This window comes from Streptosporangium sp. NBC_01639 (assembly GCF_045209755.1).
GTDB lineage: Bacteria > Actinomycetota > Actinomycetes > Streptosporangiales > Streptosporangiaceae > Streptosporangium.
This window is the reverse complement of the sequence record NZ_CP109272.1, coordinates 5,138,214-5,154,382: the sequence shown is the minus strand read 5'-3', so window position 1 is coordinate 5,154,382 and position 16,169 is coordinate 5,138,214. Positions and strand designations below refer to the sequence as shown.

Annotated in this window: 18 protein-coding genes; 9 read left to right on the top strand and 9 right to left on the bottom strand. The window is 68.0% G+C overall.

The genetic code is table 11. From position 1 onward, the window contains the following. Positions 1 to 149: 149 nt before the first annotated feature. Together OHA77_RS23540 and OHA77_RS23535 are read left to right on the top strand one after the other, a co-directional pair. A complete protein-coding gene (locus tag OHA77_RS23540; protein WP_406311667.1) occupies positions 150 to 737 on the top strand; it encodes a hypothetical protein in 588 nt (195 codons plus the stop codon). A 13-nt stretch (positions 738 to 750) separates the two neighbouring features. Continuing rightward, a complete protein-coding gene (locus tag OHA77_RS23535) occupies positions 751 to 1,206 on the top strand; it encodes a HEPN domain-containing protein (protein ID WP_406311666.1) in 456 nt (151 codons plus the stop codon). 88 nt (positions 1,207 to 1,294) lie between these two features. On the opposite strand, the gene OHA77_RS23530 is transcribed toward OHA77_RS23535, so the two are convergent. Continuing rightward, positions 1,295 to 1,825, bottom strand: a complete 531-nt coding sequence (locus tag OHA77_RS23530; RefSeq protein WP_406311665.1) for a TetR/AcrR family transcriptional regulator — start codon at positions 1,823 to 1,825, stop codon at positions 1,295 to 1,297. 100 nt (positions 1,826 to 1,925) lie between these two features. Between OHA77_RS23530 and OHA77_RS23525 the strand changes: the two genes are divergently transcribed. The 3 genes from OHA77_RS23525 (at position 1,926) to OHA77_RS23515 (ending at position 4,629) form a co-directional block, all read left to right on the top strand. After that, positions 1,926 to 3,083, top strand: a complete 1,158-nt coding sequence (locus OHA77_RS23525; RefSeq protein WP_406311664.1) for an alpha/beta hydrolase family protein — start codon at positions 1,926 to 1,928, stop codon at positions 3,081 to 3,083. Next, complete coding sequence (locus tag OHA77_RS23520) at positions 3,083 to 3,697, top strand: VC0807 family protein (RefSeq protein WP_406311663.1); 615 nt, start codon at positions 3,083 to 3,085, stop codon at positions 3,695 to 3,697. The genes OHA77_RS23525 and OHA77_RS23520 overlap by 1 nt, the downstream gene beginning before the upstream one ends. An 86-nt stretch (positions 3,698 to 3,783) precedes the next feature. Beyond that, entirely contained in the window at positions 3,784 to 4,629 is an 846-nt protein-coding gene (locus OHA77_RS23515) for a helix-turn-helix transcriptional regulator (RefSeq protein WP_406311662.1), read from the top strand. 100 nt (positions 4,630 to 4,729) lie between these two features. Here the strand turns inward: OHA77_RS23515 and OHA77_RS23510 are convergent, their stop codons facing one another. Continuing rightward, a complete protein-coding gene (locus OHA77_RS23510) occupies positions 4,730 to 6,160 on the bottom strand; it encodes an MFS transporter (RefSeq protein ID WP_406311661.1) in 1,431 nt (476 codons plus the stop codon). Between the two features lie 484 nt (positions 6,161 to 6,644). On the opposite strand from OHA77_RS23510, the gene OHA77_RS23505 reads away from it, so the two are divergent. The 3 genes from OHA77_RS23505 to OHA77_RS23495 all read left to right on the top strand — a co-directional run bounded on the left by OHA77_RS23505 (position 6,645) and on the right by OHA77_RS23495 (position 9,440). Next, complete coding sequence (locus OHA77_RS23505; RefSeq protein WP_406311660.1) at positions 6,645 to 7,226, top strand: RNA polymerase sigma factor; 582 nt, start codon at positions 6,645 to 6,647, stop codon at positions 7,224 to 7,226. Between the two features lie 2 nt (positions 7,227 to 7,228). Further along, positions 7,229 to 8,269 (top strand): LCP family protein, encoded by a 1,041-nt coding sequence (locus OHA77_RS23500; RefSeq protein WP_406311659.1) that lies wholly within the window; start codon positions 7,229 to 7,231, stop codon positions 8,267 to 8,269. 226 nt (positions 8,270 to 8,495) lie between these two features. Continuing rightward, entirely contained in the window at positions 8,496 to 9,440 is a 945-nt protein-coding gene (locus OHA77_RS23495) for an acyltransferase domain-containing protein (RefSeq protein ID WP_406311658.1), read from the top strand. Between the two features lie 378 nt (positions 9,441 to 9,818). On the opposite strand, the gene OHA77_RS23490 is transcribed toward OHA77_RS23495, so the two are convergent. From OHA77_RS23490 to OHA77_RS23480, 3 genes are all read right to left on the bottom strand, one after another. Then, entirely contained in the window at positions 9,819 to 10,394 is a 576-nt protein-coding gene (locus tag OHA77_RS23490; protein ID WP_406311657.1) for an OmpA family protein, read from the bottom strand. After that, positions 10,378 to 10,992: a hypothetical protein gene (locus OHA77_RS23485; protein ID WP_406311656.1), complete on the bottom strand. Its 615-nt coding sequence runs from the start codon at positions 10,990 to 10,992 to the stop codon at positions 10,378 to 10,380. Before OHA77_RS23485 ends, OHA77_RS23490 begins: the two co-directional genes overlap by 17 nt. 329 nt (positions 10,993 to 11,321) lie before the next feature. Then, positions 11,322 to 11,489, bottom strand: coding sequence for a hypothetical protein (locus OHA77_RS23480; RefSeq protein WP_326826127.1), 168 nt, complete (start codon positions 11,487 to 11,489; stop codon positions 11,322 to 11,324). Between the two features lie 220 nt (positions 11,490 to 11,709). Between OHA77_RS23480 and OHA77_RS23475 the strand changes: the two genes are divergently transcribed. After that, positions 11,710 to 13,002 carry a cytochrome P450 gene (locus tag OHA77_RS23475; protein ID WP_406311655.1) on the top strand — a complete coding sequence of 431 codons (1,293 nt, stop codon included), beginning with the start codon at positions 11,710 to 11,712 and terminating at the stop codon, positions 13,000 to 13,002. Between the two features lie 5 nt (positions 13,003 to 13,007). On the opposite strand, the gene OHA77_RS23470 is transcribed toward OHA77_RS23475, so the two are convergent. The 4 genes from OHA77_RS23470 to OHA77_RS23455 form a co-directional block, all read right to left on the bottom strand. Further along, on the bottom strand, positions 13,008 to 13,613 hold the full coding sequence (locus OHA77_RS23470) for a TetR/AcrR family transcriptional regulator (RefSeq protein WP_406311654.1): 606 nt from the start codon (positions 13,611 to 13,613) through the stop codon (positions 13,008 to 13,010). Positions 13,614 to 13,745: 132 nt separating this feature from the next. Further along, positions 13,746 to 14,381 (bottom strand): hypothetical protein, encoded by a 636-nt coding sequence (locus OHA77_RS23465; protein ID WP_406311653.1) that lies wholly within the window; start codon positions 14,379 to 14,381, stop codon positions 13,746 to 13,748. A 284-nt stretch (positions 14,382 to 14,665) separates the two neighbouring features. Then, positions 14,666 to 15,652, bottom strand: a complete 987-nt coding sequence (locus tag OHA77_RS23460) for a hypothetical protein (RefSeq protein ID WP_406311652.1) — start codon at positions 15,650 to 15,652, stop codon at positions 14,666 to 14,668. Continuing rightward, the gene (locus OHA77_RS23455) at positions 15,649 to 16,029 is read right to left on the bottom strand and encodes a hypothetical protein (protein WP_326826132.1); all 381 of its coding nucleotides are present in this window, start codon (positions 16,027 to 16,029) and stop codon (positions 15,649 to 15,651) included. The genes OHA77_RS23460 and OHA77_RS23455 overlap by 4 nt, the downstream gene beginning before the upstream one ends. Between the last annotated feature and the right edge of the window lie 140 nt (positions 16,030 to 16,169).

The window sequence follows — 16,169 nt, the reverse complement described above, 5'->3', positions numbered from 1 at the left end:
TAGCTTGGCCGCTTCCACCTCGGCACTGTGAGCTGCTCCGTCTCAGATCCGTGATCGGCCCGGCCACATTGCATTCGAGCGCGGCACGAGCACCGAGTACACGGTGACAGAGAGTTGATATTCGGTATAACCGAAGATATATTCGTTCTATGCGAAGCGCTGTAGCGCCCATCGTTCCGATCTTCAGATCCAAGACCCAGGCCGAGGTCCTCGCCGCCATCTACCTGCGGCCTCAGCATCACTGGACTCTCGCCTCCCTTGCCCGCGATCTCCACGTGGCTCCCTCCACGCTGCACTCCGAGGTCCACCGCCTTATCGAAGCGCAACTGATCACGGTTACCGAGGTCGGCCGCTCCCGTATCCTGCGGGTCAATCCCGATCACCCGCTGGTCCAGCCCATGACCGAGATACTGGGCTACGTGTACGGACCTCGCGCCGTCATCAGCGAGGAGTTCGCCGGGATACCCGGCACCGACCGCCTGCTCATCTTCGGCTCGTGGGCCGCCCGTCATGCAGGAAAAGCAGGACTCGTCCCCCATGACATCGACATACTTGTCGTCGGCGACGTCGACCGTACCGCCGTCTACGCCGCGGCGGACCGCGCTCAGGAACGCATCGGCATGCCGGTCAACCCGGTTCTCGTCTCCGCCCGCCGCTGGGACGCGTCGGCCGACGCTCTCATCCGGCAGATCAAGTCAGCCCCGGTGGTCGACCTGTCCGACGACATTCACACCTGATCGGAGTCCCCTCATGACGCGCTGGTCGCGCGGCGAAGCCGACGTTGAGCGGATGCTCGCCTCCGGTGAACTCCAGCGGGTCAAAGGGGAGGCCACCGACGGTCGCAGGTGGTTGGAGAAGGCGACCACCACCCTTGCCAGCGCCGAGGATCTCAAGGGCAGCGACCCGAACTCCGCCTACACCCTCGCCTACGACGCGGCGCGCTTCGCCTGCGCCGGCTTGCTGGCACAACAGGGACTACGTGCCACCACTTCCGGCGGCCACTATGCCGTCCAGCAGACCGTGATCCGTCAGTTCGGCCCGTTGTTCGAGCCGTACGGCACCATGCGCCGCAGACGTAACGAACTCGAATATCCGGAGTTCCCCGACGAGGTCGTGGAGACGGCCGAAGCGGGCCACGCCATAGCGGCCGCCCGTTCCCTGATCGATGCCGCAGAGAAGCTTCTCGACCATCTCGGCCTGTTCTGAGGCCGATCGTTGTGAGACCGATGAAAGCGGTGGACCCCCGACCACGCCGGCGACTTTGGCTGAGTCGCGCCGGCCATCCGCGCCTGGCTCAGACCGGCGCCGGCTTGAGCAGGCGGTCGACCAGGCGCTTGGTGTCCTGCGGCGGGAAGGGCGTGTTGAAAATGAGCAGGTGTAAGTAGATCGGCGCGAGCACGAGCTCCATCAACTCCAGCAGCGTCGGCGCGTCCGCGTGGCGGTCGAGCATGGCCTGCAACTGGGTGCCGCGCTCCACCAGGTAGTACGCATCGGCCCCGCCGCCGACCATGGCCGCGCGCAGGAACAGTCTGCCGTACGGCCCTGCCAGGTCGCGCGCCGCCTGTTCGGCATAGGCTTCGACGTCGCCGCGCAGCGAACCCGTCTCAGGAATCGGCGACGTGTCCTTCAACTGATCCATGATCACTTCGTTGATCAGTTCTGTCATCGACCCCCAACGCCGATAGATCGTCGCCTGATGCACCCCTGACCGCTCGGCGACTTCGGCGATCGACAGCTCACCGGCACCGGTCTCGTGGAGCAGCTCCACGACGGCCTGATGGACAGCGGATCTGATGCGGCTGGAACGGCCACCCGGACGCTTCATGCCGCCATTCTAACGCGAAGGGGCTTGCATTAGCGGCCTGCTTGATGCGAGAGTGTTCGCATTACCTAGTTGCGAATTATTTCGCTTTAGTAGGGGCGACATGCAACCGATCGTCTTCGGGAACGACCCGACGTTCTGGTACGAGACTCTCCGGTCCTTCGGTCACATCGCCTACGGTGGCGCGGATTTCGGCGAAGTCCTGGTCACCGCCCAGCGCATCGAGGAGGGCGACTACGACAGCTGGCACGATGAGTGGCGCCGGATCGCTGATCTGGTGGCGACCGAGGCCGAACGCTCAAGCAGCCCGATCAGCAGGCGCGACGGCTTCCTGCGGGCCTCGAACTACTACCGCTCGGCTGAGTTCTTCCTCCACGGCAACCCGGACGACCCGCGCATCCATGACAGCCATGCCCGCAGCGTCGCCTGTTTCCGAAAGGCGCTGCCCGGCGTGCAAGCCGTGCAGATCCCCTACGAGGACACGACGCTGCCCGGCTACCACTACGACTGCGGTGGCGACCGCACCGTCGTCGTGCACAACGGCTTCGACGGCAGCGCCGAGGAGATGCACTTCGTCGCCGCCGCGGCTCTGGCCGAGCGCGGGTTCAACGTTCTGAGCTTCGACGGTCCCGGCCAGCCGGGACCGATGCACCGCGAGAGCCTGACCTTCCGGCCCGACTGGGAGAACGTGATCGGTCCAGTCCTTGACTGGCTCCAGGCCGATCGGGTCGCGCTGCTCGGCAACAGCATGGGCGGCCTGCTCGCACCCCGCGCCGCCGCCTTCGAACCCAGGATCCAGGCCCTGGTCGCGCTGGATGGCGTCTACGACATGTCCCTGGTGCTGCTCGATCACTTCGGCGGGGACCGCGAGCTTGCAGCCCGACTGCTGCGCGCCGAGTCCGCGCCGGAGATCGACGTCCTCTTCGAGCAACTGATGGCCACCGACCCCGGCGTGCGATGGGCGTGCACACATGGCATGTGGGTCACCGGGACCTCGACCCCGCGCTCATATTTCGCCGACATGCTCGACTACCGCCTCGGCGACGGAGTGGCCGAGCGGATCACCTGCCCGACGCTGGTCTGCTCCGCCCCGGGCGACCTGTTCTTCCAGGGCCAGCCAGAGCTGCTGTATGAGCACCTGACCTGTCCCAAGACCTTCCTCGAATTCGGCGCCGACCTCGGCTCCGACGCGCACTGCCAGGCGGGCGCACAGCGCTTGGCCATGGCCCGCATCGCCGACTGGCTGGAGCGGAACTTCTGATGAACCGCAACCTGATCTCGGTCATCGTGTGGGACGTCGTGCCCGTCGTCGGCGCCTACTACCTGCTCCGCGCATTCGGCGTGAGCGAGTACATCGCGCTGCCGGCAGCCGGCGCGGCGGGATTGGCGCGCGTGGTCTTCGTGGCGGTGAGTCAGCGTCGCCTCGACGGCTTCGCCGCTTTCATGGTCGTCATGTTCGGCTGTGTCGTAGGTCTGTCGCTGATCGCCGGTGATGCGCGGTTCGTGCTGGCGACCAAATCGGCGACCACCGCCCTGGCCGCGCTCATTCTGCTCGGCACGTGGATCGCCGGCCGTCCGGCCGCCTTCTCGGTGGCCAAGAAGTTCGGCGCGGAGGATGCCGCGACCGCGCGACGATGGAACGCGCTGTATGCCGACCAGCCGGGCTTTCGCCGCATCTACGTGGTCATGACCATCGTGTGGGGCCTGGCGCTGCTCGCCGAATCCGCACTGCGGCTGCTGCTGGTCTACCTTCTGCCGATCGATGTCATGGCCGGTCTCTCGACGATACTGCTGCTGACGACCATAGGGCTGGCGGGGGCCTGGAGCGCCTGGTACGGCAAGCGCGGCGAGGCCCGTGCCCTGACAGCACGATAAGCCAGATAGCAATGATCACGGATGCGAAGAACAGGACCTGGCCCTGCCGATTCAAAAATGGGAGCTTTCTGGCATTCTGTGGCGATATGTATCCCGGATCTGCGCTCGGTGAGTTCCTTCGATCGCGTCGCGCCCGGCTCCAGCCCGAGGAGTTGGGTCTGAGCCTCGGCGTGAGACGGCGCCGGGTGGCAGGGCTGCGCAGGGAGGAAGTGGCTCCGCTCGCGGGGGTCAGTGTCGGCTACTACACGCGCCTGGAGCAGGGGCAGAGCCCGAACGTCTCCGACGAGGTGCTGGATGCGATCGCTCGCGTGCTACGGCTGGACGAGGACGAGGTTGCGCACCTGCACCGGCTGGCCCGGGTCGCGCGGGCCAGGGAGCGGAGCCGGCCGGAGCGACTGCGTCCCGGCATCAAGCTCATGGTCGACTCCTTCGCCAGGGTGCCGGCGATCGCGGTGGGCCGGCGGGGCGACATTCTGGCGTGGAACCGGATGGCGCACGCGCTGCTGGGTCCGCATTGGGACTTCGACGGCGAGAAGAAGCCGAACTTCGTCCTCATGGACTTCCTCGAAGTGGATTTCGCCCGCGAGCTCTATGTCGATTGGGAGCAGAAGGCCCGTGACGACATCGCCTACCTGGAAGGGTCGATCGCCAGGTTCCCGGGCGACGAAGAGCTGACCGGCCTGATCGACGAGCTTCTGCTGCTCAGCCCGGACTTCCGGGCGATGTGGACGGAGCATCCGGTGAGCAACTGCGCCTCCATCTCCCGCGACTACCGGCATCGGGAGGTGGGCGTCATGACACTCACCGCCGAGCTGCTGCGCACCCCTGACGATAAGGGGCAGGGAGTGACGGTGTTCCAGGCCGAACCCGGGTCGCCGTCGGCGGAGCGGCTGCGTCGCCTCGCCGAACTGGCCGACGCCGCCGCCGGGTAGCGGGCCGATCGACAGCGCACCGACCGGCGGGCATCGGCCGGGAGCGCCACCTGGCGGGAACGGCCGGATGCCGGCCGGCGCTGGAAGAAGCAGCCGCAGGTCAGGCGGCCAGGAAGTGCTCGGTGCCCGTACGGCGGAGCAGTACTCCGGCGACGACCGCGCCGAGCAGGGCGACCACCCCGGCCACCACGAAGGCGGTGTGCAGTCCACCCAGCGTGGCCAGGGCCTTGGTGGTGACCGGGGCGAGGGCCTCCGTACGGGCGGCCACGATCGCGGTCAGCCCGGCCACTCCCACGGCGCCGACGAAGGTGGGCATCTGCGCGAGGCTGCCCGCGACGCCCTGGTCCGCCTCATCCAGTCCGGAGGTGATCGTGGTGATGGCGGCCACCACGGTCAGCACGTGCCCGAAGCCCATCGCCGCCGAGGTCGTCAGCAGCACCACCAAGCCGCCCTGCGCGGGCAGCGACACCATCGCCACGGTGCCGGCGGCCTGCACGGTCAGACCGATCACGATGGTCGCGGCGGTGCCGCGGGCGCCGATCAGCCGGGCCGCGACGGTGCCGGCGAGCAGGGCCGCGCCGCCCTCGCCCAGGAAGCCCAGGCCGGTCTCCAGCGGTGAGTACCCCAGGACGTCCTGCATGTAGATGCTGAGCAGCAGGGTCGCCCCACCGCACATTCCGAACGTCACCAGCCCGATCGTCATGCCCCACTTGACGGTCCTCCGGCGCAGCAGCCGCAGTGGGACCAGCGGAGCGGCGTGCCGGGCCTCGACAACCAGGAAGGCGCCGAGAAGAATCGCCGAGGCCAGCAGTGTCACCACCGTCTGCGTGCCGGCCCAGCCCGCCTGGCCACCGGTGGAGATGCCGTAGACCAGGGTGAACAGACCTGCGCTCGCCAGGATCGCGCCGGGCACATCCAGCCTGGCGCGGCGCCTGTCCGTGGTCTCGCGGACCACCGTGAACGCACCGAGCACCACCAGGGCGCCGATGCCGAACAGGATGAGCATGGTCCAGCGCCAGTTCAGCCCGCTGGTGATGAGCCCGCCGCCGATCGTTCCGATGACGAACCCCAGCGAAAGCAGGGCGCCGTTGACGCCCAGCGCCCGAGTGCGCTGCGGCCCCTCGGGGAACGCGGCGGTCATCAGCGCCAGCGCGGTCGGGCCGATCATGGCCGCCGCCACACCCTGCCCGGCACGTGCCGCCAGCAGCAGCCCCGGGGTCGGTGCCAGCGCCGCCAGCAGCGAGAACGCGGTGAAGACCAGCACGCCGACGATGAACAGCCGGCGCCGACCGACCATGTCGGAGGCCCGTCCGAACAACGGCATCAGCGCAGCGGTAGGCAGCAGGCAGGCGGTGGCCACCCACTGGAGGCCCGAGGTGGTGGCGAAGCCCAGATCCCGGCCGATCTCCGGCAGCGCCACCGTGATGATCGAGTAGTCCAGACCGGTCATGAACGTCGCGCCGCACAGGGTGATGAGGATGAGCCGGCCGCGCAACCCCAGCCGCGCGGTGCCCTGCAGTGTCTCTGTCATGCGGACAAGACTGCGGCGCCACGGAACGCCTAACCAGCGCCCTGCTGAAGGTACAACTGCCAGATGCAGGCAAACCCATCCGGCACCGGTGCCGTACCTGGTGACCGCCGGGCCGTACCCGACAGCAAGGACCGCAATGGCCCCGCGCCCTCATCCCCGCTCTCGGCCAACGGACCGCCTCCGCCACCGGCATCGAGAACGGCCCCGCCAACTGGGCCACGACATCCATAGGAGAAGCCCTCCGGCCACGCCCCCGGAGGGCTTCTCGCCGTCTATTCTTCCATCGAAATCACCGGGGTCTGGCATCGGACGAGCGGTCCCGACCCCGTCCAGGCGACCGGCAGCCGTTCGGTGTGATCCGCACCACGTCTCAGGCACCCGGAGTTCTCATGGCCGCGCCGTGAACCCGGATCCGGGCTTGTGGTGATACATCCCTGACCGCGTCCCCGACGGAAAGGGCTGCCGCCATGCCATGGTGCCCACGATGACCGCATCGTCCACCACGAGGATCCGTGACTCCGACATCGTGAGCGAGTCGCGGACCAGCCCGGAGGCGTTCGCCGAGCTCTTCGACCGCTACTCCGGCATGCTCTACCGTTACGTCTCCCGGCGGCTCGGCCCGGAGATCGCCGAGGATCTGGTGGGCGAGACGTTCCTGGTCGCCTTCGCCCGCCGAGCGAAGTACGACCTCACGTACACCGACGCCCGCCCCTGGCTGTTCGGCATTCTCACCAAGCTCATCTCCCGGCACCGCCGCACCGAGGCCGTCCGCTACCGGATGCTCCAGCGCAGCCCGGCCGAGGACGTGATCGAGTCGCCCGCCGACCGGATGGACGAGATGGTCACCGCCCAGACCTGGCGGCCGGTGCTCGCCAGCACGCTGGCCGGGCTCTCGGCCAAGGACCGCGACGTCCTGCTGCTGATCGCGTGGGGTGACCTGTCGTACGAGGAGGTCGCGCGGGCCCTCGGCATCCCGATCGGCACCGTCCGCTCCCGGCTCAACAGGGCCAGGCGCAAAGCCCGCACCGCGCTCGGCGACACCAACCCGTTCGACGAGGAGGAGTGACCGTGGACGACCTGAAGATGCTCCGTGACCTCGGCCGGGACCTGGAGTACGAGCCCCCGGCCACGCTGGCCCGCCAGCGGCAGCGACTCCTCGGCGCCGGAACCGGCAGGGAACCCCGGCGGGCGCGCCACTGGACGATGATCGGGCTGGTCGCCGTGGTCACCGCGGCCATCGCCCTCGTCCCCGCCCTGCTTCTGGGCGGGCACCAGGCCGTATCGGTGCTGAGCGGGCACCGGACCGTGCCGACCCTGGTGGGAGACCGCCCGGACAAGCGGACCGAGGCCCTCACCATCCTGCTGGTCGGCACCGACAGCGAGGCGGGCACGCCGCGGCATCGCACGCCGGGCGCGCGGAGCGACACCATGCTGCTGCTGCACCTGCCCGCCGACCGGGGGAAGGCCATCGTCATCAGCATCCCGCGTGACTCGATGGTCCGGATCCCGTCGTGCGGGCCGGACATTCCCGCCCGGACCGACATGATCAACTCGGCGTTCCGCACGGGCGGGCTGGCCTGCGCCTGGAAGACAGTCGAGTCGCTGACGGGGGTGCGTGTCGACCACGCGGTGGAGCTCGACTTCTCCGGCTTCGCGGGCCTGGTGGACGCCGTCGGCGGAGTGGAGGTCACGCTGCCGCGAGCGGTGGACGACCCTAAGGCGAAGCTGCGGCTGTCCGCGGGCAGGCACGTGCTCCGCGGTGAGCAGGCGCTGGCCTATGTGCGGGCCCGCTACAGCATGGGCGACGGCAGTGACATCAGCCGGATCAAGCGGCAGCAGCAGCTCATGAGCGCGCTGGCGAAGAAGGTGAAAACGCTGCTGGCCGACCCCGCCCGGCTGCGCCCCTTTCTCGCCGAAGCCACCAGGTGGGTCAAGACCGACGCGGGACTCGACCTGGAGACGATGTACGAGATCGCCGGCAGCCTCGTGAAGACCGACCTGGGGACCGTTCCGTTCGTCACGGTCCCCTGGCGCCAGCACCCTGCGGACAAGAACCGGATCCAGTGGGCCCAGCCGGCCGCCGAGAAACTCTTCGCATCGATCAGATGATGGGCGCCGCCTCACCCACACCGCGCCGAGTGACCCTCCCTTCGTACTGTGGAGACTTCTATCGGCCTGCCCGTCTCATCCGGAACGAGGCGGTCTCATCAGAGTGAGGCATCCTGTCGGCCGTCTCACCGACATGAGGCAGTTGGTGATCCTGCTCGCAGTCCTCTTGCGCCGAGGAGAGCAGGAGACCAACAAAACAGGACACAAGGTAAGTAGGATCGTCCGCGTGGATCTGGACGACACCGCCGCCCGGCTCGGGGTACCCGTCGAGGATGTCGAGCGCGTGCACCGGCTCGCCGGCGACCGGCCTTCGGCTCCGTTGCCCGCCAAGGCCGACGTGCCCGCGATTCTCGACCGGCTCATGGTGCGGCCGGACGACGCCGCCGAGATCATGGCGGGCTGGCCCGACTCCGGCTCTCCACTGTGGACTCCGGAGCTGCGCTGGCTGCTCGACCGCTCGATCGCCTTGGTCCGCGCCGATCTCGGGGGCCACGGCTGGCTGTCGCCCGGTCCGGAGCTGCCGCGCGAACGGGGCCCCGCCTGGCGGCATCTCTACGTGTACGCGTACCTGGCCCTGGTCGACGTCGTCACGAGGTACCACCGCGACCACGGCATCGCCGATGCCGTCTCGTGGGTGACCCTCGCGGACCTGGGCCGCAACCTCGCGATCGACCGGCGGATGCACCGCGAGGGCTGGCCGGTCATGCAGAGCTGGCTGACGCTGCACGCGCGCGGCGGCGTCTACGAGCTGGGCCGGCTGCAGCATCAGCGCGGCGGCACCGCCATCGACCTGCACATCACCGAGTCGGGGCCGATGACCCCGGCTGCGGTCGCGGCGTCGCTCGACAAGGCCCGCGCGTTCTTCCCGCGCCATTTTCCCGACGAGCGCTACACGGCGTTCTCCTGCGGGTCGTGGCTGCTCGACCCGCAGCTGCTGGAGTACCTGCCCGGGGACTCCAACATCGTCCGGTTCCAGCAGAGGTTCGAGCTGGAGCCCTACGAGGAGCCGGAAGGGTTGGACGCCGATGTCGAGGTGCTGCGGTTCGTGTTCCGCACCCTGACCACGCCGCTCGACCGGTTGCCGCGCCGCACCGTGCTCCAGCGCGCGGTCGTCGACCACCTGAAGGCCGGCCGCCACTGGCACTGGCGCCGCGGCCGCTTCCCGATCTAGCCGGTCGAGACATCCACAGATCCCCCTCATGATCAATGAGACGTGACTTCATCGATTCTGAGGCACCACAGTTCAGGGGGGTCTCATGCCTCAAGTCCAACGAGACAGGGCAAGTGATCTGCTTCTCATAGGGGTTCTGACCTACGCCTTTCCCCTATTTTCGGCAGCGACGAGTCGTTGCACTGCTTCGTCGTGCTTGCCCACCCATAGGAGGGTTCGAGCCATGTCGATCTCGTAGTGCGCTCTGCGGGAAGCTGACAACGTCGAAGGCAGGACATGCCCCTCATCCAGGCCCCTCCGGGGCGATCGGCGAATTCATGGACGCGGTCGGGGTGCGACGGGCACGGTGCCCGCGCCTCGTTCCGGCGCGGGCCGGGGTCACTGCTTGGCGTTGAAGACGATCTCGACGCGGCGGTTCTTCGCGCGGTTCCCCTCCACCGGCCGGCCTTCGACGATGTTGGGCAGCTTGGGCTTGGACTCGCCGTACCCGGTGGCCGCCAAGGACATGCCGGACCCGGCCAGCAGGGGGTTGAGGACCCGCTGGACGGCCTGTGCCCGTCTCAGCGACAGCGTCCTGTTGTAGGCGTCCGATCCCTGGTCGTCGGTGTGACCGCCCACCTTCACCACCCCGCCGGCGGCCTCCGCTTTGATCTTCTCGGCCACGTCCCGCAGCCGCTGCCTGGCCTTGACCGTCAGCACGGCCCTGTCGAGTGCGAACAGCACATCGCTGGTCAGCGCCACGGTGACCTGCTCGCCCTGCTTGGACTCGCTCTCGCTGCCGTCGAGCGACTCGACCTCGGGGATGATGTCCTCGACGGGGAACACCAGGTCCTCCACCGTCACCGCCGCGTCGGGCGGAACGGTGGGATCCGCCCAGGCGACCGCTCCCGGACCCGCGGCCAGCACTCCCGCGAGCACCGCGACGGCCAGTACCCGATCAGGAGATCGGAACATCGGTGAGCACCCCTAGCACCGGAAATTCGACGTTGACCTTCGTGACGTCCGGCGGGGGCGCCCCGAACACCGCGTACAGCGAGGCCGACCCGTCCGCCTTGACCTGCAGGCCCTGAGTTTTGGAGCAGACGCACTGGGAGTCTTCGCCGGTCCCGTTACGCGCGACGCGATACCGCTTGGCGTTGACGGGGTCGATCAGGGAGACGGCGTCAACGGTGTAGTTGAGGGTGTCGGTACTCATCCGGTTGTGCAGGAACCAGCTGTCGTCCTTGCTCAGATTGACGACGTTCCAGTTCAGCGTGACGGTTCGCCCCTGCCGGACGAGCCCGATGACGTCGGCGCGGAGTTCCTTGCCGTCGTCGCTCGCCTTACGGCTCGCGATCACCTTGTCCTGCTGGACCGGCGCGGTCTCCTGCTGGGCGGGGGCCTGCGTGGCGGGCTCCTGCTGGGCGGGGGCCGACACGGGCTGCCGCCCCTGCGCGCCGGTCTGCTTCTCCTCACCGCCGCCGCCCTGCGGCAGGCCGGGGATCATCCCGCAGCCCGTCAGCAGGACCGCCAGCGCGGGCGCCGCCACGGCCAGCGCCATCTTCCTGTACATCCTGTGGCCACCTCTGCCTATCGGGGATCAGGAACAAGCTCGACCATAGGAGGACGACCTTCAGAATCCGCATAGTGCGCCGCAACCGCCGGCCACCGCTCCGCCTCGGTCGTCACCAAGGGCGTGAAACTCCGTCACACCATACACAAAAGCCCCAAAAGACTATTGGCTGGCGATCTGCCCGATCAATCCATAATCAGGGCAGGCAATCCCGATTATGGAAGGCTGGATCTTCATCGAAGGCCCGCGGAGGAAGGGCGGCGCCGGTGGCACCCGTCATCGGATCCCCTTGAGCGCGGAGACCCCGGACTTCAGCCGCGGGGAGGAAGTCACTGCTTGAGGTTCTTACGCAGCGCGGCGTAGTAGAGCCCCACGGAGATGCCGCCCACCACGGCCACCGCCCGGACGGTCGTCCCTCCGGCGTCGAGGATGACGGCCAGCACGATCGCGGCGGCGAAGACCATGGGAACGGCGAGGTCAAGGGTTCTGCGGTTCACGACTCTCCTTTTCGGTGTCACCACCCGGCTTCACCAGGCAAAAAGGGATCATTCCATCAGAATCCCCCTGACGGGTAACCCCGAAAGCCGCACCTCTGCCGACCAGGAGCGGTTGACAGCGGCCTCGACGGACCGGGAAATTCAAAGTTGCATGGCGTGCAAGTCTGGGTATGGTCGAACGAGGACGCACCATTCACTGTGATCCACCACAGGAGCGCTGATGACTCGTTCTACAGCCGAGGTCTCCCACGTCGAGCAGCCCCCGTCGCCTGACCAGGCCACGATGCGGGTGCCGCTGCCTCCCGAGCTGACGGCCCGGCAGTGCCCGTTCGACCCGCCGCAGGCACTGGCCACGATGCACGACAGAGCGCCGGTCAACCAGGTGAAGCTGGGCAACGGTGAAGTGATCTGGCTGATCACCGGCATGAGCGAGGCCCGTGCCGTACTGGCCGATCCCCGGTTCAGCGCCGACCGGTTCACCCGGCCCAACTCCCTGATCTCGGTGCCCCCGGAGATGCGCGAGAAGATGTTCGACGCGCGCGCCAGGGCCGGGCAGTTCATCACCATGGACGCGCCGGAGCACACCCGCCTGCGCAAACTGGTCATCGGCCAGTTCACCCTGCGCCGGATGCGCGCGCTCATCCCGCACATCACCGAGATCGTCGACACCCACCTGGACGCGATGGCCGACGCGGGCACTTCGGCGGACCTGGTCAGCGCGTTCGCCCTGCCCGTGCCGTCCCTGGTGATCTGCGAGCTGCTCGGCGTCCCGTACGAGGCCCGCGCCGACTTCCAGCGCCGCACGGCGGCCCTCCTCCGGATGGACACGGGGCTGGAGGAGGTGCTGCGGGTCCGCGAGGAGATGCGCGGGTTCATGCACGACCTGGTGACCGCCAAGCGCGCCCAGCCCGACGACGGCCTGATCTCCGGGCTGATCCACGGCGACCACGCGGGGGAGCTCACCGACGACGAACTGGTCGGCATCGCGAACCTGCTGCTCGTCGCCGGGCACGAGACCACCGCCAACATGATCGGCTTGGGCGTCTTCGCCCTGCTGGAGCATCCCGACCAGCTCGAACTGCTGCGCAGCGACCCCGAGGTGACCGACAAGGCCGTCGAGGAACTGCTGCGCTACCTCTCGATCGTCCATCTGGGGCCGACCCGCATCGCCGTCGAGGACGTCCAGATCGGTGACGAGCTGATCCCGGCGGGCGGCACCGTGATGATCTCGACACCGGAGATCAACCGGGACTCCGCCTACTGGGACGACCCGGCCGCCCTCGACCTCACCCGTGGGCGCAACCCGCACCTGGCCTTCGGGCACGGCATCCACCAGTGCCTGGGGCAGCAACTGGCCCGCGCGGAGATGACCGTCGCCCTGCCCGCCCTGGTCCGCCGTTTCCCGCACCTGCGGCTGACCTGCCGCCCGGAGGAGGTACCGCTGCGCGACAACATGTTCGTGTACGGCGTGCACTCCCTACCGGTCGCCTGGGACGCCCCCGAGGACGTCTGACACCGTCAATCGCGAGGACGGTCGAGCGGTGCGCCCAGCCCGGCGTCGAGCTGGGCGACCACCGCGTCGACAAGCGCGCTGAGCGGGCCCGACTCGCTCAGCCAGCGCTGGATCGCCACCCGCAGTGCGCTCAGCACGCACGTCGCCACCAGCCCGGGATACAGGTCGCCGTCCGGCACACCGGCGCGATCCGCCACCGCGGCGGCCAGCGCCCGCTCATGCGCGGCGAACGCCTTGAGCCGGTACGGCAGCAGCACCGGGTCGCCGCGCAGGACCCCCAGGCGCTCGGCCCGGAACCGCAGGTCCTCCTCGTCCACCACCCCCAGCACCGCGGCCCGCAACGCCACCAGCACCGGCTCCGGTCCGGGACGTTCCCTGAAGGCGGCGACGACGGCCTCGGCGATGACCGCGTCGCCCGCCACCACAGCCTCCTCCTTGCAGGAGAAGTAGTTGAAGAAGGTCCGCAGCGCGACCCCGGCCTCTTCGGCGATCTGCTCGACGGTGACGTTCGGCACGCCCCGCTCGGCGCACAGCCGCGCCGCCGCCTCGCTCAACGCCGTCCGGGTCGCGCGCTTCCTGCGCTCTCGCCGGCCCACGCCACTCTCGTTCATCGTCACACCTCAGCGAGCCCGCCTGCCGTACCCGGAGGATAGGCCGTACCCGGAGGATAGAGGGTCAGCGGCACACGGCCACATCATCGTACGGCGACGGCGGCTCTCCACTCGGGAAACCGACGTGCAGCCTCAGGGGATCCTCCGCGCCCGCCACAGGGCCACGCCGAGCCAGACCCCGCCGATCGCGATCAAGACGCCGTGGGCGATGCGGAGTGCCGGGGTGGCGAAGAACTGCGGGAGGAACAGGACGAAACCCGCGGCGAGCGGGAGGGCGCTCCAGCGCGGCAGCGCGCCCGAACGCCAGACCGCGACGGCGGCCATCACCGCGCCGACGCCGAGCAGCACCAGGCCGGAGCCGAACATGGTGACCGCGGCCGGGCCGTAGCGGAACTCGTTGGCGAGCTCCAGCAGCGAGACGTCCTGCGCCTGTACGGCTCGGCGGGCGATGACGTTCAGGCCGAAGACCTCGGCGCCGTAATAGGGCAGGGTGAGTCCGGCCCCGATCCACGTCACCACGACGGCCCGGAGGGTGAGAGGCCGGCCCAGCACCTGGTGCAGGCCCAGCAGACCGAGCGTGAGCAGGATGAATCCGGCCACCGCGGACAGGTGCGCGACCATCCAGGCGGAGGAGGCCATCGCACGGGCGCCCTCCATCGTCGTCTCGTCGGAGTACGGCCGCAGCACGGGATAGACGAGGAACAGGATCCCCGCCCCCAGGAGGGAGGCGGCACCCAGTCGGGAACGGACAGGGGCGGAAGCAGTCATGAGGGGCTCCATGGCGAGGAGAGCGTTCGTCGCTCTCTTTCGAGAGCAATGCTCTCGAAAGGGACTGCTGATGTCAACAGAGGGTTGTGCTCTGATTTCTTGCGTCCCACTGCGGGGTCTGGGCGGTTTCCGGCTGCGGAGAGCCCATCGACGACCGCACGCTCCCACTGGGGGCATGGGGAAGCCGCGAGAAGGCCGGTGCGATCCACCACCTGTGACCTGGAAGGGCGACCGGACTCGCCGTGATCGTGGCGGACGCCGTACCTGCGGCGAACCACCCAGGCTCAGGGGGCAGGGGCAGGGGCGGGGGCAGGGGCGACCGGTTTGGTCGAGCGTGCTCCGTGGATGATGAGTTTGGCGATCCACTGCTCCCAGGTCGGGAGTTCGGCATCTCCAGCCAGTGTGTTGTCCACCGCGGTGTAGGTGCCCGAACTGAGCAATCGGGCCAGCATGTGGTTGGTGTGGTTCTCGAATTGGGCCACTATGGCTTTCATCCGGGGCGCAGGGATGTACTTGGCCCCGGGGGCCAATATGGCCAGGTCCAGAACGCCGTTGAAGACCATGGTGGAGGCGAACCCCCGCTCGAACTGCTCCCTGTTCTCCTTGAAACTGGTGACCTCGGTGCCGTTGAGGTCCTTCTTGACGCCCGCGAGCTCGAAGATGCCCCACTGCAGGGCCTGCTGTCCCCCCGCGTAGACGAGGCTGTCACCCAGGTAGTAGAACGCGTTGAAGATGATTTTCTCGACGCTGAGCTTGAAGATCTTCATCTGCAGGACCGCCCGCCCCTTGAACAGCTTCTCGATCAGCTGCCGCTGGACGACCGTGCTGACCCCTGCGGTGCCCCAGCCCCACGCGATGGTGAAGAGGATGTTCACCCACATCTGGACCGCGAGCACGATGAGCACGTATCTGATGGTCTCCACGACCTGGGCGTAGTCGCGACACGCTCTGGCGACGGCCCGGCAGTAGGTCGCGACGTCGGCGGGATACTTCTCGACCTTCCTCTCCCACACCTCTTTGAACACCTCCATGCCCCGACTGGAGTTGTTCTTCCAGATGCTCTCGACGATGCCGTTCGCGTCTTTCCCGCTGCGCTCGACGGTATCGGCCAGATCTTCCCAGATCTCCGCGGCCTCGCGGAGGGCGCCAACGTCGGCCTCCGGCCATTCGACCGCCAGCATCGCGACGGCGAAAGCGGCGCCACCGACCGTACCGATCGCCATTCCGCTTTTGAACGGATTGGCCTTGACGAAGGCCGTCACCTTGCTCACTCGAGCTCGGCCTTGGTCGAGGGGACGACGATCTCCGGACTTTTGATCTCGGTGTCCAACGTGGTGAGCATGGCCGCGATCTCCATGGCGGCGTGGTCGGCCCCCCAGACGGTGAAGTCGGTCAGGTGGAGGTTGGAACTGGTCGCGGAGTAGCTGTCGATGATGTTCCGGACATGCTTTCTCGCCTCTTCGTGCGCGCCCAGGTAACCCTTTCCCCCTTCGACGCCCCCGAACTTCCGACCCGCCTCGTCATTCCCCCAGAAGTTGCCCAGATAGCCGAGGCGTGTCATGGCCCTGTTGAACGCCGCCTCCAGATCCTCGCCCTCGGCGTCCAAGTGCTTCGCGCCATTCGACAGGCTGGATGAGCTGATGCTCATTTCGTCATCCGGGTTATGTGACACGCTCACCCCTCGAACACCGCCCCAGCGATGGACATAACCCTATTGGCCCGTTGTTACAGGACAATTCACCTTATATTAATAAGGACTCACCGTCACCTACGGTGCTGATGCGTCAG